Source organism: Pseudomonas sp. R4-39-08 (assembly GCF_003852275.1).
In the GTDB taxonomy this organism is placed as follows: Bacteria; Pseudomonadota; Gammaproteobacteria; order Pseudomonadales; family Pseudomonadaceae; genus Aquipseudomonas.
Genome location: NZ_CP027733.1, coordinates 2,502,680 through 2,523,542 on the forward strand (window position 1 = coordinate 2,502,680; position 20,863 = coordinate 2,523,542).

General features: G+C 62.6%; 21 protein-coding genes. 14 read left to right on the forward strand and 7 right to left on the reverse strand.

What is annotated here, in order from left to right; all coding sequences use genetic code 11:
- The first annotated feature begins 26 nt into the window (after nt 1-26).
- From C4J88_RS11530 to C4J88_RS11540, 3 genes are read left to right on the forward strand one after another with little or no spacing between them, the layout of a single operon-like run.
- A complete protein-coding gene (locus C4J88_RS11530; RefSeq protein ID WP_053128781.1) occupies nt 27-347 on the forward strand; it encodes a MocE family 2Fe-2S type ferredoxin in 321 nt (106 codons plus the stop codon).
- A 2-nt stretch (nt 348-349) separates the two neighbouring features.
- The gene (locus C4J88_RS11535) at nt 350-1,549 is read left to right on the forward strand and encodes an NAD(P)/FAD-dependent oxidoreductase (protein WP_124406968.1); all 1,200 of its coding nucleotides are present in this window, start codon (nt 350-352) and stop codon (nt 1,547-1,549) included.
- A gap of 1 nt (nt 1,550) precedes the next feature.
- A complete protein-coding gene (locus C4J88_RS11540; RefSeq protein ID WP_256659112.1) occupies nt 1,551-2,429 on the forward strand; it encodes a sugar phosphate isomerase/epimerase in 879 nt (292 codons plus the stop codon).
- Here C4J88_RS11540 and C4J88_RS11545 read toward each other — a convergent pair.
- On the reverse strand, nt 2,369-3,241 hold the full coding sequence (locus C4J88_RS11545; RefSeq protein ID WP_124406969.1) for an undecaprenyl-diphosphate phosphatase: 873 nt from the start codon (nt 3,239-3,241) through the stop codon (nt 2,369-2,371). The genes C4J88_RS11540 and C4J88_RS11545 overlap by 61 nt on opposite strands.
- Before the next feature lie 178 nt (nt 3,242-3,419).
- On the opposite strand from C4J88_RS11545, the gene C4J88_RS11550 reads away from it, so the two are divergent.
- Nucleotides 3,420-3,926: a GNAT family N-acetyltransferase gene (locus C4J88_RS11550; protein WP_124366732.1), complete on the forward strand. Its 507-nt coding sequence runs from the start codon at nt 3,420-3,422 to the stop codon at nt 3,924-3,926.
- On the opposite strand, the gene C4J88_RS11555 is transcribed toward C4J88_RS11550, so the two are convergent.
- Complete coding sequence (locus tag C4J88_RS11555) at nt 3,915-4,877, reverse strand: GlxA family transcriptional regulator (RefSeq protein ID WP_124406970.1); 963 nt, start codon at nt 4,875-4,877, stop codon at nt 3,915-3,917. The genes C4J88_RS11550 and C4J88_RS11555 overlap by 12 nt on opposite strands.
- A 173-nt stretch (nt 4,878-5,050) precedes the next feature.
- On the opposite strand from C4J88_RS11555, the gene C4J88_RS11560 reads away from it, so the two are divergent.
- The 3 genes from C4J88_RS11560 (at nt 5,051) to C4J88_RS11570 (ending at nt 7,568) form a co-directional block, all read left to right on the forward strand.
- Nucleotides 5,051-5,680, forward strand: coding sequence for a TetR/AcrR family transcriptional regulator (locus C4J88_RS11560; RefSeq protein ID WP_124406971.1), 630 nt, complete (start codon nt 5,051-5,053; stop codon nt 5,678-5,680).
- Nucleotides 5,677-6,354 carry a type 1 glutamine amidotransferase domain-containing protein gene (locus C4J88_RS11565; protein WP_124406972.1) on the forward strand — a complete coding sequence of 226 codons (678 nt, stop codon included), beginning with the start codon at nt 5,677-5,679 and terminating at the stop codon, nt 6,352-6,354. The genes C4J88_RS11560 and C4J88_RS11565 overlap by 4 nt, the downstream gene beginning before the upstream one ends.
- Before the next feature lie 77 nt (nt 6,355-6,431).
- Entirely contained in the window at nt 6,432-7,568 is a 1,137-nt protein-coding gene (locus C4J88_RS11570; protein WP_124406973.1) for an alkene reductase, read from the forward strand.
- Between the two features lie 77 nt (nt 7,569-7,645).
- Here the strand turns inward: C4J88_RS11570 and C4J88_RS11575 are convergent, their stop codons facing one another.
- Nucleotides 7,646-8,644, reverse strand: a complete 999-nt coding sequence (locus C4J88_RS11575) for an NAD(P)H-quinone oxidoreductase (protein WP_124406974.1) — start codon at nt 8,642-8,644, stop codon at nt 7,646-7,648.
- A gap of 214 nt (nt 8,645-8,858) precedes the next feature.
- On the opposite strand from C4J88_RS11575, the gene C4J88_RS11580 reads away from it, so the two are divergent.
- Nucleotides 8,859-9,245 (forward strand): DoxX family protein, encoded by a 387-nt coding sequence (locus tag C4J88_RS11580; RefSeq protein WP_124406975.1) that lies wholly within the window; start codon nt 8,859-8,861, stop codon nt 9,243-9,245.
- A gap of 150 nt (nt 9,246-9,395) precedes the next feature.
- Here the strand turns inward: C4J88_RS11580 and C4J88_RS11585 are convergent, their stop codons facing one another.
- From C4J88_RS11585 to C4J88_RS11595, 3 genes are all read right to left on the reverse strand, one after another.
- A complete protein-coding gene (locus C4J88_RS11585; RefSeq protein ID WP_124406976.1) occupies nt 9,396-10,214 on the reverse strand; it encodes an alpha/beta fold hydrolase in 819 nt (272 codons plus the stop codon).
- A gap of 112 nt (nt 10,215-10,326) precedes the next feature.
- Nucleotides 10,327-11,718, reverse strand: coding sequence for an alginate export family protein (locus C4J88_RS11590; protein WP_124406977.1), 1,392 nt, complete (start codon nt 11,716-11,718; stop codon nt 10,327-10,329).
- Complete coding sequence (locus C4J88_RS11595; protein ID WP_124406978.1) at nt 11,715-12,611, reverse strand: VOC family protein; 897 nt, start codon at nt 12,609-12,611, stop codon at nt 11,715-11,717. The genes C4J88_RS11590 and C4J88_RS11595 overlap by 4 nt, the downstream gene beginning before the upstream one ends.
- Nucleotides 12,612-12,758: 147 nt before the next feature.
- Between C4J88_RS11595 and C4J88_RS11600 the strand changes: the two genes are divergently transcribed.
- Nucleotides 12,759-13,826: an NAD(P)-dependent alcohol dehydrogenase gene (locus C4J88_RS11600; protein WP_124406979.1), complete on the forward strand. Its 1,068-nt coding sequence runs from the start codon at nt 12,759-12,761 to the stop codon at nt 13,824-13,826.
- A gap of 846 nt (nt 13,827-14,672) precedes the next feature.
- Here C4J88_RS11600 and C4J88_RS11610 read toward each other — a convergent pair.
- A complete protein-coding gene (locus tag C4J88_RS11610; protein ID WP_124362504.1) occupies nt 14,673-15,245 on the reverse strand; it encodes a PAS and helix-turn-helix domain-containing protein in 573 nt (190 codons plus the stop codon).
- A gap of 129 nt (nt 15,246-15,374) precedes the next feature.
- Between C4J88_RS11610 and C4J88_RS11615 the strand changes: the two genes are divergently transcribed.
- From C4J88_RS11615 to cobF, 5 genes are all read left to right on the forward strand, one after another.
- On the forward strand, nt 15,375-16,553 hold the full coding sequence (locus C4J88_RS11615; protein WP_124406980.1) for an acetyl-CoA acetyltransferase: 1,179 nt from the start codon (nt 15,375-15,377) through the stop codon (nt 16,551-16,553).
- Between the two features lie 3 nt (nt 16,554-16,556).
- Nucleotides 16,557-18,086, forward strand: coding sequence for a class I adenylate-forming enzyme family protein (locus C4J88_RS11620; protein ID WP_124406981.1), 1,530 nt, complete (start codon nt 16,557-16,559; stop codon nt 18,084-18,086).
- Between the two features lie 34 nt (nt 18,087-18,120).
- A complete protein-coding gene (locus C4J88_RS11625) occupies nt 18,121-19,440 on the forward strand; it encodes an MFS transporter (protein WP_124406982.1) in 1,320 nt (439 codons plus the stop codon).
- Nucleotides 19,441-19,504: 64 nt separating this feature from the next.
- Nucleotides 19,505-20,059: a histidine phosphatase family protein gene (locus C4J88_RS11630; protein WP_124406983.1), complete on the forward strand. Its 555-nt coding sequence runs from the start codon at nt 19,505-19,507 to the stop codon at nt 20,057-20,059.
- Between the two features lie 45 nt (nt 20,060-20,104).
- On the forward strand, nt 20,105-20,860 hold the full coding sequence (cobF, locus tag C4J88_RS11635) for a precorrin-6A synthase (deacetylating) (protein WP_124406984.1): 756 nt from the start codon (nt 20,105-20,107) through the stop codon (nt 20,858-20,860).
- Nucleotides 20,861-20,863 lie beyond the last annotated feature (3 nt).

Consider the following 20,863-nt stretch of genomic DNA (forward strand, 5'->3'; position numbering starts at 1 on the left):
GAACGTTATTCACCTGGAGAAAAATCATGAACGATCAATGGATCGACGTCTGCGCCGTGGGCGAAATCGACGAAGAAGACGTGTTGCGCTTCGACCACGGGGCACATACCTATGCGGTGTTCCGCTCCGCCGACAATGAGTTTTTCGCCACCGCCGGCCTGTGCACCCACGAAAAAATCCACCTGGCCGACGGCCTGGTCATGGACCATGTGATCGAATGCCCCAAGCACAACGGACGTTTCGATTACCGCTCCGGCAAGGCCCTGGGCGCGCCGGTTTGCGTCAACCTGAAAACCTATCCGGTACGGGTCGAAGCGGGGCGAGTGTTGCTCGCTGTCACGGCGTGATGATGAGCGCGCCCCTGATTATCGTCGGCGCCGGCCATGCCGGTGGCCGTGCGGCGTTGACCCTGCGCGAGGAGGGTTACGACGGTCGGCTGATCCTGATCGGCGACGAACCGCACGTGCCCTACGAACGACCCCCGCTGTCCAAGGCCCTGTTGCAAGGCAGCCAGGACCTGGCCGGGTGCAGCCTGTGCGACGGCGCCCGGCTGGCCGAGCTGGATATCGAGCATATTGCCGGCAATGCGGTCAGCCAGCTGGCGCCGCAGCAGCATCGGCTGCAACTGGCCGATTGCCGCTGGCTGGACTATGCCGGCGTGCTACTCGCCACTGGCGGCCGTGCGCGGCGTCTGCCTCAAGCCCAGGCCAATGTGCTTTACCTGCGCACCCACGATGAAGCGCTGGCCCTGCGCGCCCAGTTGCGCCCCGGCACCCGGCTGGTGATCGTCGGCGGTGGGTTTATCGGCCTGGAAGTGGCGGCGACCGCGCGAGGCCTGGGCTGCGCGGTGACGGTGCTCGAAGCCGGGCCGCGCCTAGCGGGCAGGGTATTGCCAGCGGCCATCAGTGCAGCATTGCTGGATCTGCACCGCGCGCAGGGTGTGGACGTGCGCTTGAACGTCACTGTGGAATCCATCCAGGCCGACGCCGTGCAACTGGTGGACCGGCAGACGCTGCCGTGTGACCTGGTGGTGGTCGGCATCGGCATGCAACCCAATATCGAACTGGCCGCAGCGGCAGGGCTGGAGGTAGGGCAGGGCATTCGCGTTGACGCGCACTTGCGTACCAGCACGGCGAATATCTACGCAGCGGGAGACGTCTGCGAGTTCCGGCTTAGCGGCCTCTATCAGCGTCAGGAAACCTGGCGCAATGCCGAGGCCCAGGGGCGGCATGCCGCGTTGAACCTGCTGGGCCGGGCATTGCCCTTTGACGGCGTGCCGGGTTTCTGGTCCGACCACTATGACTGGGGCTTGCAGACAGTCGGTGTGATGACGCCGAAGGTGGTCAGCCGCGCCTTGCCCCACGGCGGTTTGCTGCTGTTCTACCTCGATGCCGACGGGTATTTGCAAGGCGCCTGCGGCTGGGCGCCGGGCAACAGCGTGGCCAAGGACATCAAGCTGTGCGAACGCCTGATCATCGCCCATGTGCCGTTGCCGTCGGTGGGCCTGGCTGATCCTGCGATCTCTCTCAAACACTGGTTGCGGGGCTGACATGCGCGAATTTCTGGTATTCCAATCGCTGTGGGCGATGCACACCGAACCCGGCCCGCTCGAGGCGCAACTGGATCGAATCGCCGCCGCCGGCTTCGATGGCGTCACTGATCATTACTGGAAGGCGGCCGAGGTCGCACGCTTGCACGCGGCCACCGCCGCACGGGGTTTGCAGATCGAAGGCCAACTGTTCCCGCAGTCGGTGGATGACCTGGCGCGCGCACTGGAGGTGATCAGCCGCTACGGCTGTCATCACCTTACCCTGCAAGCCGACGTGCGCCCGCGTACCCAGGCCGAGGCGGGCCGGTTGATCGAAGGCTGGCAACGCCTGGCCGAGCAGGTGGCTTTTCCGATCCTGCTGGAAACCCACCGTTATCGCCTGACCAGTGACCTGCTGTTCACCCTCGAGTTGCTGGCGCAAATGCCTGACCTGAAACTGCTGGCGGACCTGTCCCACTACGTGGTCGGGCGCGAATTGCCCGAGCCCGGCGCCGGCGAGGATGATGAACAGATACGCGCGATTCTGCGCCATAGCTGGGGCTTTCATGGGCGCGTAGCCAGCAGTGAACAGGTGCAGGTGGCGCTGGGTTTTGCCCAGCATCAACCCTGGCTCGAGCGCTTTCTCGGCTGGTGGCGCTACGGCATCGAGGACTGGCTGGCCCGCCCGAACACCCCCCAAAGCCTGTCCTTCACCTGCGAACTCGGCCCGCCGCCTTATGCGATCACCGGCGCGGATGGCCGGGAACTCAGTGATCGCTGGGCTGAGGCGCTCACCCTGAAAACCCTGGTTCGCAACCTATGGAAGCAGTGCCTGGACGATCAACTCAGCAACCCGGTGCTGACCGCCCCAATCAAAAACACCCCGAGCAGCGCGCGGTAGATCACGAACGGCCAGGTGGAGAAGCGTTCCAGAAACTTCATCAGGCCCCAGATCGCGAAAAACGCCGAGATGCTCGCCACCACCAGCCCGAAGATCAAGTGCGGCCAGGCGTGGGCGGGCAGGTCGGCATGCAGCAGCACCCACAGTTCTTTCAGGCCGGCGAGGGCGATGGCGGGCAGGCCCAGCAGGAATGAAAAGCGTGCTGCTTCTTCGCGTTTGAAGTTCAGGAACAGCGCGGCGGTCAAGGTTGAGCCCGAGCGCGAGACCCCGGGAATCAACGCGCCGATCTGCGCGATGCCCACGATCAACGCATCACGCAAACGCATTTCGCTCACCTCGCGGGTGTGACGAGCGCGTAGTTCGGCAGCAGCCAGTAACACCGCCATCACCACACAGGCAATACCGATCACCATCAGCCCACGCAGCGGCGAGTTGCAGGTATTCAAGGTTGACGACAGCGCCAGGCCGGCGATGCAGATCGGGATGGTCGCCAGCACAATCGCCACCGCCAGCTTGAACCAGCGGTCGTTGTAGTCGCCCCGGCGCACGGCACTGATGCTGCCCGTGGTCACTTGCTGCACATCGCGCCAGAAGTAGCTCACCACCGCCGCCAGCGCCGCCAACTGCATCGCTGCGGAAAACGCCGAGCCAGGGTCTTGCCAGCCAAGCAGGGCCGGCACCACGCGCATGTGCGCGGTGGACGACACCGGCAGCAATTCGGTAATGCCCTGGATCACCCCCAGGATAAAAATTTGCAGGTAATCCAGGGAGGCAAACCCCACATCCAGGCCGGCGGAGCAGACGTTAGTCAAAATACGTGTCCTTGAAAAAAGGGAGAGCCGGCGAAGTTTATTCTAAATGTTTCTGGATTTCGGCCAGGGGCCAGAGCTATTTGCAGTCGGTTCAGCCAATAGAAAGGTTGGGCAATGTATTGGCCTTGCCAGCCGATTTGTGAACAATGGCGCCCTGCGTTTTTTCACCGAGAGCCCCATGCCTGAAACCACTGTCGAATTGATCCAGACCGGCCCTGAACACGCCGAGCTGATCCGCAATCTCTACCAGTACTACGCCTATGAGTCTTCGGATTGGGAGCAGGAAGATGTCGAGGCCGATGGCCGTTTCTACATCCACGACGAGCACCTGGCCCGCTATTGGCAAGACCCGCAGTGGAGCGCCAACCTGTTATTGGTCGACGGCTATGTGGCCGGCTTCCTGCTGATCGAAGGCAGCGAACTGCCGGGCATCGATGCCCTGGAGCTGGCCGACCTGTTCATCCTCAAGCGCTACCGCCGCAAAGGCATCGGCCGCGCCATCGCCACCCAAGTGCTGTGCAGCGGCGAGGCCAATTGGCTGGTGCGGTTTTATGACCAGGACGAAGTCTCCCAGGCGTTCTGGCGCACGGTGCTGGATAACCTGCCGCGCCCGGTGCAAACCCTCGAACTCGAGGATGAACCGCACTTGATCAGCTACCTGGTGACCCACGCTTCACTGCATTGAGCGGCCATGGGCCTGGGCGGGGCTGAATAACACCTGCTGCATCGCTTGCGGCGGTTGCCCGAAGGCTCGCAGGAACGCCTGGCGCATGCGCTCGCGATCACCAAAGCCGGTCTCGCGGGCTACCACTTCGACCGGGTGGCGACTGGTTTCCATCATCGCCCGCGCCGCCTCCACGCGCAGCGCCTCAATGGCCTTGGCCGGCGTTTGCCCGGTTTCTTCGCGAAATACCCGGCTGAACTGGCGCGGGCTGAGGCGGGCGACATCGGCTAGGGCTTCCACCGACAGGTCGTGGGTGAGGTTTTCGCGGGCGTAGGCCAGGGCCAATTGGACGCGGTCGGACTTGGGGTCCAGTTCCAGCAGGGCCGACAGTTGCGACTGTTCACTGCCGCGCCGTTGTGCGATCACCAGCTTGCGCGCAATGCGCCGGGCCAGGTCGCTGCCCAGGTCGTTCTCGACCATGGCCAGCGCCAGGTCGACCCCGGCGCTCATGCCGGCGCCGGTCCACACCTGGCCATCCACCACAAATAACTTGTCTTCTTCCAGGCGGATATCCGGGTAGCGCTTGCGAAACGCCGGTGCGTGGATCCAGTGGGTGGTGGTGCGCTTACCTTCCAGCAGCCCGGCTTCGGCCAGCACGAAAATACCCATGCACAGCGAGGCCACGCGGCGCGATTGCGCGGAGGCGGCCTTGACCATCTCCAGCAGATTGGCTTCCGGCAGGCGAAACTCCAGGTAGCCGCTGACGATCAGCGTGTCGTAACCCTGCGGCCGAATCGGCGCGGTGTTCACCGAAAAACCCTGGGACGTCATCACCGCGCCGCCGCTTTCCGACACCAGGTGAAACTCATAGGCCGGCTCGCCCCGCAGCAGGTTGGCGCACTCGAACACCGAGCCCAGGCTGAGGCTCAAGGACTGGAAATTCGGGTAAACCATCAACGCAACGCTGTGCATTGGCATTCTCCAAGGGGCGCGGGAGAGGCGATTGTCGGCGCGTGCCAGGTAAACGGCAACTGCCTTTGGCCAATGGCCGGAATCCTTGCGCATATGACATTGTGAGCCTGCGCCTGCGGCCCTAACATTCCTCCAACGAACTAGACGACTGGTCTAATCGGCAGGGGCGAAGCATGAACAGCGAAACCAAAAGTGCACGGCAGACCATTCTTGAAAGTGCGCAAGCGATTGTGGGCAGCAAGGGATTTTCCGCGGTGGGATTGAACGAAATACTTCAAGCCGCCGACGTGCCCAAGGGTTCGTTCTATCACTACTTCAACTCCAAGGACGCCTTCGGTGTGGTGTTGCTCGATACGTATTTCGACAACTACGTGCTCGGCATGCAGCAGTTGTTCAGCCAGGCGGACCTGTCTGCGTACGCCAAGCTGATGCGCTACTGGCAGGCCTGGATCGACAACCACACCGGCTGCACCGACGCCGGAAAATGCCTGGCCGTCAAACTCGGTGCCGAAGTGTCTGACCTTTCAGAGCCGATGCGCCTGGCGTTGCAGCGCGGTACTTCACGCACTATCGATCTGCTCGTCTTGACGCTGCAGCACGGGGTGCAGGACGGCTCGCTGATGATCGAACAACCCCCTGAAAGCCTGGCGCGACGCCTGTATGCGTTGTGGCTGGGGACCAGCGTCATGGGCAAGATTACCCGTACCACCGCGCCGTTCGATGAGGCGCTGGGGCTGACCCGACAGTTGTTGGGCCACCCCGAAAACCCTGTTAATCACAACGATCGAGGCACTGGAAAATGAAAGTATTAATGGTACTGACCTCTCACGACCAGCTTGGCGATACCGGCCGCAAGACCGGCTTCTGGCTCGAAGAGTTTGCCGCTCCCTATTACGCGTTCAAGGACGCCGGTGCTGACGTAGTGCTGGCATCGCCCGCCGGTGGCCAGCCGCCGCTGGACCCGGTCAGCGACCTGCCGGACTTCCAGACTGACCAAACCCGACGCTTCGCCACCGACCCGGCCGCGCAACAGGCCTTGGCCACCACGGTGAAACTGGACTCGGTCAACGCCGATGACTTCGACACCGTGTTCTACCCAGGTGGCCACGGCCCGCTGTGGGACCTGGCCGAGTCGCCGGTTTCCATCGCGCTGATCGAGTCGTTCGAGCGTGCCGGCAAGCCTGTCGGGTTGGTCTGCCATGCACCGGGTGCCTTGCGTCACGTCAAGGCGGTCAACGGCGAACCCTTGATCAAAGGCCGTCGCGTCACCGGGTTCTCCAACTCCGAAGAGGCGGCAGTGGAATTGACCGAGGTGGTGCCCTTCCTGATTGAAGATGAATTCAAGAAGCTGGGTGGCAACTATGAGAAGGGCGCTGACTGGCAGTCTTTCGTGATCGTCGATGGCTTGCTGGTGACGGGGCAGAACCCCGGCAGCTCCAGCGAAGTGGCCAAGGCGCTGCTCAAACTCACCGCTTAATTTAAATAACCGATTGATGCGTTGGCGGCTCGCGAGAGTCGCCAGTGTTTTCGTTCGTCCTGAATTTGGAATATCCCATGGCTCATCCATTGAACACCCCAGTAAAACTGGGACATCACACCTTGAACAACCGCGTCGTGTTGCCGCCCCTGACGCGCCAGCGCAGTGCCCAGCCCGGCGATATCGCCACCGACTTGATGGCCCGCTACTACCGTCAGCGCGCCAGCGCCGGTTTCATGGTCAGCGAGGGCACCCAGATCGAGCCGCGTGGCCAGGGTTACGCGTGGACGCCGGGGATCTACACGCCGGCGCAGATCGACGGCTGGCGCAAAGTCACCGAGGCGGTGCATGCCGAGAGCGGGGTGATTTTTGCCCAGTTGTGGCATGTGGGCCGCGTATCCCATAACGCCTTGCAACCCGACGGCGCCGCGCCGGTCGCACCGTCGGCGATCCAGGCCGTGCAAGCGAAGGCATTTATCGAAACCGCGCCGGGTGTCGGCGAGCTGAAACAGCCCCCGGTACCCCGCGCCCTGACGGTGCTGGAGATCGAGGAACTGGTCGGTCACTACGCACAGGCGGCGCGCAATGCACTGGACGCAGGCTTTGACGGGGTGGAGATTCATGCGGCCAACGGCTACCTGGTCAACCAGTTCATCTCGGCCCATTCGAACCAGCGTGAGGATGAATACGGCGGCTCACTGGACAACCGTCTGCGCTTTCTGCGCGAGATCGTCGAAGCCGTCTGCCGCGTAGTGGGTCCGGAACGTGTGGGCGTGCGCTTTTCGCCTTTGTTCAGCGGCACCGACCAAGATCGCGTGTACATCGGCCTGGTGGAAGAAGACCCGCACCACACCTACATCGAAGCGGTCAAAGTGCTGGAGCAGTCGGGTATCGCCTACGTCTCCATTGCCGAAGCCGACTGGGACAATGCCCCCGTCCTGCCGCACAGCTTCCGCCAGGCCGTGCGCAGCACCTTCAGCGGGCGCATCATCTACGCCGGCCGCTACACCGCTGAACGCGGCGCGCAACTGGTACAGGCGGGGCTGGCGGACCTGATTGCGTTCGGGCGGCCGTTCATTGCCAACCCGGACCTGCCGCAAAGGATTTTCAATGGCTGGCCGTTGAATGCGTTGAATGCGTTGAAGGCTGAAGGGCTGTATGGCGGGACTGAGGCGGGGTATGTCGATTATCCGGAATATGCCAAACCGGACTGAGCTGAGCGTTACCCCTGTAGGGGAGGGCTTCGCCCTCCAGCGGGAGCAAGCTCCCTCGCCACAGGGGCGTGAAGGGTTTATTCGACGCGCAACACAATCTTGCCGATATGGTCCCCGCCTTCCATGCGGGCGTGGGCCTGGGCGGCGTCGGTGTATTCGTACACCTTGTCGATGATCGGCAGGCAGCGCCCCTCGCTCAGCACCGGCCAGATGTGTTCACGCAACTGCTCGGCAATCGCGGCCTTTTCTTCGCGGGTGCGGGCGCGCAATAGCGAACCGGTGATCACCGCGCGTTTGCCGAGAATGGTCAACAGGTCCACATCATTGGCCTTGCCGCCACCGAGAAAGCCCAGCATCACCAGGTGGCCGTCCATGCCCAAAGCCTTGAGGTTGTTGTTGAGGTAGGAGGCTCCCATGATGTCGAGGATCACATCGACGCCCTGGCCGGCGGTCTTCTCGGCGATGACCTGGGCAAAATCCTCCTCGCGATAATTGATCGGCTGCGCGCCGAGCTTGGCAATTGCCGCGCATTTATCGGCGCTGCCGGCGGTGGCGAAGGCCTGGATACCGAATTCCTGGCAGAGCATCAAGGCGGTGGTGCCGATGCCGCTGGTGCCGCCGTGGATCAAGGCGCGTTCGCCGCTGCAGGCGCCGCCCAGACCGAACAGATTGGCCCAGACGGTGAAGAAGGTTTCCGGCACGGCAGCGGCCTGAATCCAGTCCATGCCTTCGGGAATCGGCAACGCCTGGCTGGCCGGCACCACGCAGAACTGCGCATAGCCGCCGCCATTGGTCAGGGCGCAGACCTTATCGCCGAGCGCGTATTGATCCACGCCTTCGCCCAGCGCCACCACTTCACCGGCCACTTCCAGGCCGGGGATCGGGCTCATGCCGGGTTTCATCGGGTACTTGCCAGCCCGCTGCAAGGCGTCGGGGCGGTTGACCCCGGCCGCATGCACGCGAATCAGGATCTCGCCCGGGCCGGCCACCGGTACGTCTGCACGTCGCGGTTGCAGCACTTCGGGGCCGCCGGGGGCGGTGATTTCGATCAGGGTCATTTCTTGAGGCAGGGTCATGAAGGGGTTCCTGTGACGATGAGCGTATGGGTTGGGACCGTGGCGAGCGGTCGACGGTTCAGCCAGATCATGCCCGAGTAGGCAACGTTGAGCTGCACCCTACCGCACGGGTTTGTCAGCGTCGACTGCGTAAGGTCAGCACACGCCTGCAAGCCCATCGTCGCGGCCAGGGCCACACTGGCGGTCGGTCATTTTTGACGGACACAGGTGGCTTATGAGCGAAACAAAAAAACAAGATGTCGGGCTGTTGTTCCTGCGGGTCAGCGGGGCGCTGTTTTTGCTGTGGGTGCATGGATTGCCGAAACTGCTCAACTACAGCGACCAGTTGAAGCTGATCGAAGACCCGTTTCACCTGGGCGCGCCGATCACCTTGCTGCTGGCCATATTTGCCGAGGTGCTGTGCCCGCTGCTGATCATCGCGGGGGTGTGGACGCGCCTGGCATGCCTGCCGATCCTGGCGGTGCTGGTGATCGCGCTGCTGGTGGTACATCCGGAGTGGACGCTGTTCGAGGGGCAGTTTGGCTGGCTGTTGATGATTATCTTCACCAGCATCCTGATTGCGGGGCCGGGGAGTCTGCGGCTGGGGCAGCGATTGGCCTGAATGGTAAAGGGCCGGACAGTAAGGCTTTATGTAGGAGCGAGGCGGGCGGCTAGCCCTTGCTCGCGAAGAACTCAGGGCCCGCGCGTTTATCCAGAATGAACGCGTTGCCTGGGCGTTTTTCGCGAGCAAGCTCGCTCCTACAGAGGTCACTCAGCGGTTCAGGAAGGCCAGCAGGTCTTCATTGAGCTGCTGGGTGTGGGTGGCGGCAAACCCGTGGGGCGCGTCCTTGTACACCTTCAGTTGCGCGCCCTCGATCATCTGGGCGGCAACTTTGCCAGTGGTTTCGAACGGAACGATCTGGTCACCGTCACCGTGGATGACCAGGGTCGGCACGTCGATTTTGGCCATGTCCGGGCGGAAGTCGGTCTGGGAGAACGCGGTGACGCAATCCACGGTGGCTTTCAGCGAGGCTTGCAGCGCGATCTGCAGGGTCTGGGTGAGCACGCCCTCCGAGACTTTCTGGCCCTTGTTGAGGCCAAAGAACGGCGTGTTGAAATCGCTGATGAATTGCGCGCGGTCCTTCAGCAGGCCGGCTTTGATGCCATCGAAGACGTCGTTGGGCACGCCCTGTGGGTAATCGGCTTTCTGCCCGAAGATCGGCGTCACCGCACCCAGCAGTACCAGCCCGGCAACCCGCGCGCTGCCATGGCGCGCGATGTAGCGGGCTACGTCACCGCCGCCCATGGAGAAGCCCACCAGGGTTACGTCCGTCAGGTCCAGGTGGTCGATCAACTGGGCGATGTCGTCGGCGAAGGTGTCGTAATCGTTGCCGGTCCACGGCTGGTCCGAGCGACCAAAGCCTCGGCGGTCGAACGCGATTGTGCGAAAGCCACGGCTGCTCAGGTATTCCATCTGGTATTCCCACATGTCGGCATCCAGCGGCCAGCCGTGGCTGAACAGCACGGGTTTGCCGCTGCCCCAGTCCTTGAAGTAGATCTGCGTACCGTCTTTGGCAACGAATGTGCTCATCTGAAACTCCTGTGTCTGCATGAAAAGACTGAGTAAAAAATCCGCCTTGTTACATCGCGAAAAGCCTGCGCCAAAAAACCAAGCCGGGCTTGTATCGGTGTGCTTGCCTCAATTACCAACTGAACTTGAGCTCCATGCCCAGGTAGTTGCTGTCGTGCCCGCCGGCATCACGCAGGGTCTGGCCGACAGCGTAGTGCACGGCTTCGACCGCGCCGGTCAGGTTCGGCGTGAAGGCGTAGTCGGTTCTCAGCTGACCGTAGGCACCGGTCCAGCGTTCACCCTGGCCCGCAGTGCCGGCGACCGGCACGCTGGGCTGGGTGTAGACCGCATCCGCAGTGGTTTGCCGCCACAGCAGGCCGATGGCGGTTTGCACGCTGAGCTTGGCGATCGGCTTGACGGTGATCGATGGCTTGACGTGAATCAGGTTGCTGTAGCCGGTATAGCCCGCCAGGGAAAAGTAGTAGCCGTTGGGAAACAGCGGGTTAAAAGTGCCGACGGTGCCGTCACCGGTTTTACGGTCGCCCGAGGCGATGTCCAGTTGCAGGCCCAGGCGCGGCTTCCACGCCAGGCTGTCGAAGGTGTAGCCGGTGCGGCTGCCGCCGGCCCAGGCGCGGATATCCTTGCTGCCCACCGAGCCGCCTTGCAGCATGGCTTCGATATCCCAGTCGAAGCCCTGGGCCGCGCCACCCAGGCGCGCATCGAACAGCTGGCGCGTTTCGTCGCCATCGGCGTCCAGGTAGTGCGCCGCGCTGCGCTCGTACACGCCGTAGTAGGCCGACAGCTCATTCGTGCCGCCCACCAGGCGCTCGACCCGCAGCATATGAAAACGCGCGTCACTGTTGGACTTGTCGTCGAAATGCCGGCCATCCTGGTACTGCACCGGTTGGCTGGCGATCCCGATAAAGCGCCAGTTCGGCGTTTCCCAGTCGGCCCACAACGCATCGAACGACTGCCGCACATTCGGGCCGTCCCGTGACGAAATGAAGCGCTGCAAGTCGAAGGCAAAATCCTGGCGGCCGATACGGCTCTTGAACGTGCCGCTGCTGAAGGTGTTCACGTATTCGGCGAAGGCCAGGCGCACATCCACGCGGTTCTGATCGGCGCCGCCCAGCGTGGTTTTGTCATAGGCGCGCACGTCTTCGAGCTGGGTGAACACGCGCCAGTGTTCATTCAAATGCAGGTCGGCATGAACCTGGAAGCGCTGGATCAGGTAGCGATCACGGGCCACGTCCTTCACGCCGAAACCGCTGGCGTCATTCATCTCGAAACGCTCGCGCAAGGTCGCGCCCAGGGACAGGTAGGTGTACGGGTTTGCGCCCGACAACGGGATGTACTTGAGGCTGTCCAGCGGCTGCGTGCGCAGCGCCGGGTCCTTGAGCACCGACCAGTCTTCCTGCCAGCGATTGGCCTTGATCGCCGGTCGGCTCGGTGGATCGTCGGCGTGGACGCTGCCGACGAGCAGCGGCCACAGCACGGCCAGGCTCCAGCCTGTATGACGGATCATTTTTTCGCGGTGAGCTGGTGAATTTCCGCGACATAACCGCCGGGGAATTCGACCATTGCACTGCGCCGGCCTTTGCTGTCGAACGCGGGCACCAGCACCTTGGCGCCAGACCCGCTGGCCTTGCCGAGGGTGGCGGCCAGGTCGCTGACTTGATAGCCGGTGGTGTCGTGGCCGAACGGGTAGGGCAGATGGCCGTTGGTGACCAGCACTGCCATACGCCCGAAGGCTGACTCGATCTCGACGCGACGGTATTCGCCGCCCGCTTGGCCGACATCAGCGGCGGTGGCGTGCTTGTCGTCGTTCACTATTTTGCCGTGGGAGAAGCCGAGGAACGCCTTGATAAAGCGCTCGGCGCTGTCATTGGACACATACACGCGGTTCTCCGGAACCGCCTCGAACGCCGCGTAGTCCGGGGCCTTGGTGTGCCAGTAGAGCTGCATGTTGACGCCGCCCGGCCACTGCACCACGGCATCACGGCCGATGGGGTCGGGAAAATCGCTGACGATCACATCGGCGCCATTGTCCCGCGCCGCTTTCAGGGCTACATCCATGTCCTTGACCAGATAGCCGTTGCGTTCCTGGCCGAACGGATGCGGCACGGGCGTGGTGAAGCCGAACAACGAGACTGTACCCGCCGGGGTCTGCAGCAATTGCGAGGTGGTGCTGCTTGGCACCGGCAGCACATTCACCACCACCTGGGGCGTGCTCTTGCCGCCGAAGGTGGCCAGGAAGCTCTGGGCGAAACGGTCGACATCGGCCGGCGCCACATACACGTGGCTGGTGTCGTATTGGGGCGCCACGGCGACGCTTGGGGTGGCCGCCAAAGCGCTGTTCATCATGGCGCTTGCCAACAGCGTCAATGCTACGGATACCTTGATTGCTTTGTTACGCATGCCCATTCTCCAGCGCTTCTACGGGTTCGAAAGCCGTGAGGTTAGGGGGCAGGCGCCATTGGGAATTGTATGGACGTGCTCGGTTGAACGTTTCAGCGGCCAGGCGTGTCCACCGAACTCTTCCGTCAGATCACACAGGTGAACGAAATGGCCAAGACTTACAGCTATGCCGCTCGGGACTCCAAGGATTCGCTCAAGCCCTTTACCTTCGAGCGCCGCTCTCCAGGGGCGGATGACGTGCAGATCGATATTCTGTATTGCGGGGTGTGCCATTCAGATTTGCACACCGCCCGCAACGAGTGGAACAACACCCTTTACCCGTCGGTGCCCGGCCATGAAATCGTCGGCCGTGTGACGGCGGTCGGCGCCAATGTGAAGACATTCAAGGTGGGTGACCTGGCGGGTGTCGGCTGCATGGTCGACAGCTGCCAGCAGTGCGCATCCTGTGCCGAGGGCGAGGAGCAGTATTGCGAGAACGGCTTCACTGGGACCTATAACGGTCCCCTGTTCGGTGGCGAGAATACCTACGGCGGCTATTCGGACAACATCGTGGTCAAGCAGCAGTTCGTGCTGCGCATCTCCCACGATGATTCGAACCTGGCGGCGGTAGCGCCGTTGCTGTGTGCCGGGATTACCACCTATTCGCCGCTGCACCACTGGAAGGTCGGGCCAGGCAAGAAGGTCGGCGTGGTCGGGCTTGGCGGGCTTGGGCATATGGCGGTGAAGATTGCCCACGCCATGGGGGCACATGTGACGTTGTTCACCACTTCACCGAACAAGCGTGAGGATGGGTTGCGTTTGGGTGCTGATCAGGTGGTGGTGTCGAAGAATGCCGATGAGATGGCCAAGGTAGTCAACAGCCTGGATTTTATCCTCAATACGGTGGCTGCGCCCCATGACCTTGATGCGTTTATCAGCCTGCTCAAACGTGATGGCACGATGACGCTGGTGGGTGCGCCGGACAGTCCGCATCCGTCGCCTGCGGTGTTTAATTTGATATTCAAGCGGCGCAGTCTGGCGGGGTCGTTGATTGGTGGGATTCAGGAGACCCAGGAGATGTTGGATTTTTGTGCCAAGCACGGGATTGTTTCGGATGTTGAGATGATTGATATCCAGGGGATTAATGAGGCGTATGAGCGGATGTTGAAGGGGGATGTGAAGTATCGGTTTGTGATTGATATGGAGAGTTTGAAGAAGGAGAGTCGGGTGGCTTGATAGTGCTAGTGCACGTTTGATGGTGGGTTGGGGATTGAGTACATATCCGTTGCTGCGGTAACGGCTACTTAGGGTTCCGCTCTTACAGCGGGTCACTTTTGGAGGGACCCAAAAGTAACCAAAAGGTCCTCGCCCCACCACTCGGCACCTCGCCCAGGCTCGGTGTGCCCGAACGCAGGCTTGAATCCGTGGGCCGCCGCCATGCGCCATCCATGGCGCAGGGCGGCTAACCCGGCGTCCTGCCGGGTTACCCACGGATTCAAGCCCGCGTTCGGCCAGCGTGGTTTAACGGGGCGACCGAGATCAAAAGCAAAAGCAAGAGCGACTCGCTTCGCATCGTAGGTAGGCAAGAATCAGCGTCGTACTGTGGCGAGGGAGCTTGCTCCCGCTGGGGCGCGAAGCGGCCCTGCTCTTTAAGACTGGGACTGCTACGCAGTCCAGCGGGAGCAAGCTCCCTCGCCACAGGTTATTCATTGGCTGAGCCGTCGCGCACCCTCACTGACCAGGTCGGCTCTAAGGCCGCCTCGCTTTGTTTTTGATTTTGCTTTTGATCTTAAGCGCCCCGTTAAACCACGCTGGCCGGAATTCGACAGTGATTTGGGGGGTAAACCGGCAGGACGCCGGTTTAGCCGCCCCGCGCCATGGATGGCGCGTGGCGGCGGCCCCCCAAATCACTGTCGGATTACGGGCACACCGAGCGTGAGCGAGGTGCCGAGTGGTGGGGCAAGAGCGTTTTGCTTACTTTTGCGCTTTTCAAAAGTGAGCCGCTGTAAGAGCGGAACCCATAGCAGCCGTTACCTAAATAACGGATATGTACACAGTCAATTCCAAAAAAACCGACCAACCTCAAGCCACCATGATGATCTTCGACACCAACTCCACCACCGTCTTGGCCTGCAACTTCCTCATCAACCGCGCCCGATGGACCTCCACCGTCCGATGCGAAATTCCCAATCTCAGCGCGATTTCCTTGGACTTGAGCCCATTGACAATGTGCATGGCAATCTCCCGCTCCCGCGGCGTAAGGTCGCCCGTGCCTTGATGGGTGCGGTCCAGCCGTTCGAAGTGCCAGATCATCAACTTGAACGGATCCCTGGGCGTGAGCGTGTAGCCATGGGACCTGGCCCAGAACACTTCGCCATTGCGGTGCTGCATGAAGCGCTCGTCGGAATAAAAACCGCTGTCGCTGTCGAGCAACCACTCATGGCTGCGCTTGCCGATGGCGTGGTAGTCGGCCTGGGACGGGTAAATCAGCAGGGTCAATTGATTGACCAACGTCGCGTGGGTGTAGCCGAACAGGTTCAGGAACGCGTCGTTGCAGTCGATGATCACGCGGTTGCTGGTGACCAGCTGCGGCGCGGGGGACAGCTTGAACGCCAGGCGTTCAAGGTTCTGGAATGGTGGGGTAATCACGGTCATGGGCATCCTGCCTCGTTATTCAACTGATTGGCGGACTACTTATCCATGTAAGTAGTTACACGAATTGGCCCGCGACCAGAGGTGGGTCATTGTAGGGAAAGTCCGGTTCAAGAACAGAAGAAATTGATTATGCCTGCTGATTGCGTGTCTATCGTTGCCGCTGGTCATTCGCGTTTTGGTCGCTTGGAAGGCACCACGCTGGAAGATCTGATTGTTCAGGTCACATGTGAGGCCTTGAGCGATGCCGCCCTCGATGCGGCGCAGATCGACGCGCTGTTCCTCGGCCATTTCAATGCCGGGCTGGTGCCGGATGGGTTTGCCGCGTCGTTGCTGCTGCAGGCCGACCCAGCCCTGCGCTTCAAACCGGCCACCCGCTGTGAGAACGCCTGTGCATCCGGTTCGGCGGCGATCCAGGCCGGCGTCAATGCGATTCTCTCCGGCAGCGCCGAATTGGTGCTGGTGGTGGGGGCCGAGAAAATGACCCATACCTCCACGGCCGCCGTCACCCAGGCGCTGGCCGGCGCCGGTTATCAGAACGATGCGGCCGAAGCCGGCCTGAGTTTCCCGCAGTTGTTCGGCCGCGCCGCTCGCCAATACGCCGAGCGCTACCATTGCCCGCTGGGCTCGATGGCGGCGATTGCCACCAAGAACCACTCCAATGCCATGGCCAACCCGTTGGCGCAGATGCACCGCGAGATGAATTTCGAGCACTGCAATAACGTGTCCCAGAGCAACCCGTTCGTGGCCGAGTCGCTGCGCCTCACCGATTGCTCGCTGATCAGCGATGGCGCTGCGGCGATTGTGCTGGCGTCGCCCAAGCGTGCGCGGGCGTTTCGCCGCGATGTGCAGATTCGCGCGATGACCCAGGTCAACGACACATTGCCCATCGCCCAGCGCGACATCCTGGCGTTTGAAGGCCCGCAGCGGGCGATTCATTCGGCGCTGCGCGGGGCGAATGTGACCCTGGCCGACCTGAGCTTCGCCGAGGTGCATGATTGCTTCACCATCGCCGAACTGCTGATCTACGAAGCCATGGGCCTGGCGCCCAAGGGCGAGGGGCACCGTGTGCTCGACAGCGGCGTGGTGCGTGCGGGCGGGCGTTTGCCGGTGAACCTTTCCGGTGGGCTCAAGGCCAAGGGCCATCCCGTCGGCGCGACCGGCGTCTCGATGCATGCCCTGGCATTCCGGCAATTGACCGGCGAGCCGATTGGTCTGGCGGTGCCCAATGCGGAGTTCGGCCTGGTGTTCAACATGGGCGGCATGGCGGTGGCCAACTACGCTTCGGTCCTGCACGCGCGTCGGTACTGAACCATGAACATTGCCAATTGGTTGCACGACACCCGGCGTCGCGACCCGCAACGCCCGGCACTGTTCGACGGCGCCCGGCAAGTGGCCGACTACGCCACCTTCGCCGCCCATGTGCGCCAGCGCGCCGCGCGCCTGGTCGACCAGCACGGCTTGCAGCCAGGGGACGCGGTGGCGGTGCTGATGAAAAACAGCTGCGACTATCTGGAGTTGCTCTACGCCATCTGGTGGATGGGCGCGGTGGCGGTACCGATCAATGCCAAGCTGCACCCGACCGAGGCGGCATGGATCGCGGATAACGCCGAAGCACGCTTGATCTTTACCGATGGCGGCCGGGTGTTTTCATCGCGGGATTTGCCTGCGCGCTGCACGGAACTTGACGGTCACGTGCTGCCGCCGAACCAGGGCTGGCCAACCCTGGAGCAACCGGTACCGCGCCAGGATAACGACCTTGCCTGGCTGTTCTACACCTCCGGCACCACCGGGCGTTCCAAGGGTGTGATGCTGTCCCATGGCAACCTGATCGCCATGTCGTTGTGCTACGCCACCGACGTCGACCCGGTCAGCGCCGACGATGCCGCGCTGTACGCCGCGCCGATGTCCCATGGCGCCGGGCTCTACAATTTTATTCACGTACGCTGCGGTGCGCGGCATGTGGTGCCGGCGTCCAACGGTTTTGACGCCGCCGAGCTGTTCGGGCTGGCGGCAGAGCTGGGCAGCGTTTCACTGTTTGCCGCGCCGACCATGGTCAAGCGCATGGTCGAGCAGGCACGGCAACAGGGCTATCACGGCGAAGGCATCAAGACCATCGTCTACGGCGGCGGCCCGATGTACCTGGCCGACTTGCGCGACGCCGTCGATACGTTCGGCCCCCGCCTGGTGCAGATCTACGGCCAGGGCGAGAGCCCGATGACTATCAGCGTGCTACCCCGTGGGCTGATCGCCGACCGCCAGCGCGCCGACTGGACGACCCTGGCCGCATCCGTAGGCTACGCGCAAGCCTGCGTGGAAATCCGCATTCTCGATGCCCGCCACCGACCGTTGCCGACCGGCGAGCGCGGTGAAATCGCGGTGCGCGGCGCCACGGTGATGCAGGGCTATTGGCGCAATCCGCAGGCCACCAGCGACACCCTGGTCGAGGGTTGGCTGCTCACCGGTGATATCGGCTTTCTTGACCCCGCCGGCTACCTGACCCTCACGGATCGCTCCAAGGACGTGATCATCAGCGGCGGCAGCAATGTGTACCCGCGCGAAGTCGAGGAGGTGCTGGCCCAGCATCCCGAGGTGTTCGAAGTGTGCGTGGTGGGCGAGCCGGACCCGCAATGGGGCGAGTCGGTGGTGGCGTTTGTGGTGACGCGCAGCGGCGAGCCCCTCGACGAAGGCGAGCTCACGGCATGGTTTGTGGCGCGCATGGCCTCGTTCAAAAAACCGAAAAAATATGTGTGGCGCAGCGATTTGCCCAAGAACAGCTACGGCAAGGTCCTCAAGACCGACTTGCGGCAGTGGTTGAAAGCAGCGACTATCGCCGCGCTTTAGCACGGATCGACCAACAGACAAGGAGTCCCCCTCGATGGGCAATCACGCGCAAGACACCGTCCGCAAACGCCGCCGCGCGTTTCTCGGTGCCACCTCCGGCCACTTGATCGAGTGGTACGACTATGGCGTCTACGGCTTTCTTGCCGTGTATATCGGCCAGGCGTTCTTCGTTTCCGACGACCCCACCACCAGCCTGCTGGCCAGTTTTGCCGCGTTCGCCCTGAGCTTCTTCATCCGCCCGCTGGGCGGGCTGTTCTTCGGCCCGCTGGCGGACAAGATCGGCCGGCGTAAAACCCTGATCATGGCGCTGGTGATGATGACCGGCTCCACGGTAATGCTGGGGCTGCTGCCGACCTATGCCACCCTCGGCATCGTCGCCCCGATCCTGCTGATCCTGGTGCGCTGCGTGCAAGGTTTCTCGGCGGGCGGTGAAATCAGCACGGTGACCAGCTTCATTTCCGAATACGCCGGCCCTGGCCGACGCGGCTTTGCCACCTGCTGGCTGATGGTCACCGCGGTGCTCGGCCTGCTGCTGGGCGGCGCCGTGGCCAACGGCATGACCTGGGTGCTGGGCGCCGAGGTCATGCAGGAATGGGCCTGGCGCGTGCCGTTCCTGATCGCCGCGCCCCTGGGCTTCATCTCCATGTACATCCGCCTCAAGCTTGAAGACAGCCCTGAGTTCCTGGCCTTGCAACGTGCCGGGCAAACTTCCCGTGCGCCCCTGCGCGAGGTCTGGCAGTGGAAGCGCGCCATCGCCCTGGTGTTCTTCATCATCACCTTGCACAGCTCGATCTTTTACCTGGTCCTGACTTTCGCCTCGACCTACATGGCCAAGATTCTCAAGTTCGACAGCGGCACCACCTTGCTCTATGTGTTCGTCGCCAGTTTCTCGGCGGCCTTCGTCATGCCGTTCGGTGGCGCATTCACCGATAAATACGGGCGCAAGCCGTTCCTGATGGTGGTCGGCACGCTGGCGACCCTGGCGATGTTCTGGCTGTTCAAGATGGCCCCGACCGCCACGCCGGCGACGTTCTTTGCGCCCTTGATGGCGGTGGCGATCCTGTTCGGCCTCTATGCCTCGTCCACCTATGCACTGATGAGCGAACTGCTGCCCACACGCATCCGTTCCACCGGCATCGCCGTGGCGTACAACGTGCCGGTGGCGGTGTTTGGCGGCAGCGCGCCGCTGATCTCCACCTGGCTGATCAAGGTGACCGGCGACATCACCTCGCCGTGGTACTTCTATGTGGCGACCGGAGTGGTGTCGTTGATCGCCTTGGTGCTGCTGCGCAAGGAGGACTTCGTGGCCAGCGCCAGCCCGGTGGCGGCGCCTGCGGGGGCGGCATTGGCCTGAGGGCGTTGCATCGGCGCGCTGACTGCGCCAGGCTTGGCAGCCTCATCCCTTCGGAATGAATCGCGTGCAGGCTACCCGTTTGACCCTGATCTGCCATGCGGCCACACCGTCGCAAAAACTGGCGCGCTTTGCCGATGACGAATCGCTGGTCATGGACTGGCAGGGCGCGGCGCTGTCGTTGGCAGGCCGTTACCCCGAGACGGCGCGCCTGCTGTGCGGGCCGGAGGCGCGAACCCGGCAGACGGCGGGTTTGTTCGGCGAACAGCCGGGCATCGAACCGGCCCTGCGCGACGTCGACCTTGGGCGCTGGAAAGGCCAGGCTCTGCGCGCGCTCGACAGCGCTGAGCTGAACGCCTGGCTTACCGACAGCGCCTATGCGCCCCATGGTGGCGAATCAGTGGCGCAACTGTGCACGCGGGTCGGGCAGTGGATGAAGGCCCTGGAAAACCAGCCAGGGCATGTGCTGGCGGTGACCCACCCCTTTGTGATCCGTGCCGCGCTGCTGTACGTCATGCAGTACCCGGCCTCGATGTTCTACCGGATCGACGTAGAACCACTGTCGCGCATCGAGCTGCGCTTCAACGCGGTCTGGCGCCTGCGCCTGGAAACTTATGCCTGAGCCCACGATCATGGCAAAATCCACGCCCCGCAATGAGAGCAACCCATGAAACGCATCCTGATCATCGGCATTGGCGCCGGCAACCCTGACTACATCACGATGCAGGCCGTGAAGGCGCTGAACCGCACCGACGTGTTTTTCCTGATGGACAAGGGCCAGAGCAAGGACAAGCTGATCGACCTGCGCCGTGAAATCTGCGAAACCTACATCACCAGGCCCGGCTACCGCTTCGTCGAGGCCGACTGCCCCGAGCGCGTGCGCGGTGATATCGACTACACCACCGCCGTGCGCGACCTCAACCGCGACAAGCAGCAGACCTTCGAGCGCATGATCAACGACGACATGGCCGACGGCGAAGTGGGGGCCTTTCTGGCCTGGGGCGACCCGGCGTTGTACGACAGCACCATTCGCATTTTGCAGGCGATTCTTGCCGAGGGGCGCTGTGAATTCGAGTTCGAGGTGATCCCCGGTATTACCAGCGTGCAGGCCCTGGCGGCCCAGCATAAGGTGGCGTTGAACCGTATCGGCAAGTCCATTGAAATCACCACCGGGCGCCGCCTGGCGGCGGGGCAGGCGAGTGATGCCGACACCCTGGTGGTGATGCTCGATGCCGAAGATTCCTACCGCAGCGTGGCGGATCAGAACCTGGATATCTATTGGGGCGCCTACCTGGGCACGCCGGACGAAATCCTGATCAGCGGCAAAGTCGGTGAGGTCGCGGACGAAATCCAACGGGTGCGCAAGGCCGCGCGGCTCGCCAATGGCTGGATCATGGACACCTATTTGTTGCGCAAACCCTGAGGG

Excerpts from the sequence above, each read along its gene's own strand:
- C4J88_RS11580 (WP_124406975.1), top strand. The coding sequence starts at position 8,859 with ATGAGCGAAACAAAAAAACAAGATGTCGGGCTGTTGTTCCTGCGGGTC.
- C4J88_RS11625 (WP_124406982.1), top strand. The coding sequence starts at position 18,121 with ATGGGCAATCACGCGCAAGACACCGTCCGCAAACGCCGCCGCGCGTTT.
- cobF (WP_124406984.1), top strand. The coding sequence starts at position 20,105 with ATGAAACGCATCCTGATCATCGGCATTGGCGCCGGCAACCCTGACTAC.
- C4J88_RS11530 (WP_053128781.1), top strand. The coding sequence starts at position 27 with ATGAACGATCAATGGATCGACGTCTGCGCCGTGGGCGAAATCGACGAA.
- C4J88_RS11560 (WP_124406971.1), top strand. The coding sequence starts at position 5,051 with ATGAACAGCGAAACCAAAAGTGCACGGCAGACCATTCTTGAAAGTGCG.
- C4J88_RS11550 (WP_124366732.1), top strand. The coding sequence starts at position 3,420 with ATGCCTGAAACCACTGTCGAATTGATCCAGACCGGCCCTGAACACGCC.
- C4J88_RS11595 (WP_124406978.1), bottom strand. The coding sequence starts at position 12,611 with ATGCGTAACAAAGCAATCAAGGTATCCGTAGCATTGACGCTGTTGGCA.
- C4J88_RS11600 (WP_124406979.1), top strand. The coding sequence starts at position 12,759 with ATGGCCAAGACTTACAGCTATGCCGCTCGGGACTCCAAGGATTCGCTC.
- C4J88_RS11615 (WP_124406980.1), top strand. The coding sequence starts at position 15,375 with ATGCCTGCTGATTGCGTGTCTATCGTTGCCGCTGGTCATTCGCGTTTT.
- C4J88_RS11585 (WP_124406976.1), bottom strand. The coding sequence starts at position 10,214 with ATGAGCACATTCGTTGCCAAAGACGGTACGCAGATCTACTTCAAGGAC.
- C4J88_RS11610 (WP_124362504.1), bottom strand. The coding sequence starts at position 15,245 with ATGACCGTGATTACCCCACCATTCCAGAACCTTGAACGCCTGGCGTTC.
- C4J88_RS11535 (WP_124406968.1), top strand. The coding sequence starts at position 350 with ATGAGCGCGCCCCTGATTATCGTCGGCGCCGGCCATGCCGGTGGCCGT.
- C4J88_RS11575 (WP_124406974.1), bottom strand. The coding sequence starts at position 8,644 with ATGACCCTGCCTCAAGAAATGACCCTGATCGAAATCACCGCCCCCGGC.
- C4J88_RS11570 (WP_124406973.1), top strand. The coding sequence starts at position 6,432 with ATGGCTCATCCATTGAACACCCCAGTAAAACTGGGACATCACACCTTG.
- C4J88_RS11540 (WP_256659112.1), top strand. The coding sequence starts at position 1,551 with ATGCGCGAATTTCTGGTATTCCAATCGCTGTGGGCGATGCACACCGAA.
- C4J88_RS11565 (WP_124406972.1), top strand. The coding sequence starts at position 5,677 with ATGAAAGTATTAATGGTACTGACCTCTCACGACCAGCTTGGCGATACC.
- C4J88_RS11555 (WP_124406970.1), bottom strand. The coding sequence starts at position 4,877 with ATGCACAGCGTTGCGTTGATGGTTTACCCGAATTTCCAGTCCTTGAGC.
- C4J88_RS11590 (WP_124406977.1), bottom strand. The coding sequence starts at position 11,718 with ATGATCCGTCATACAGGCTGGAGCCTGGCCGTGCTGTGGCCGCTGCTC.
- C4J88_RS11620 (WP_124406981.1), top strand. The coding sequence starts at position 16,557 with ATGAACATTGCCAATTGGTTGCACGACACCCGGCGTCGCGACCCGCAA.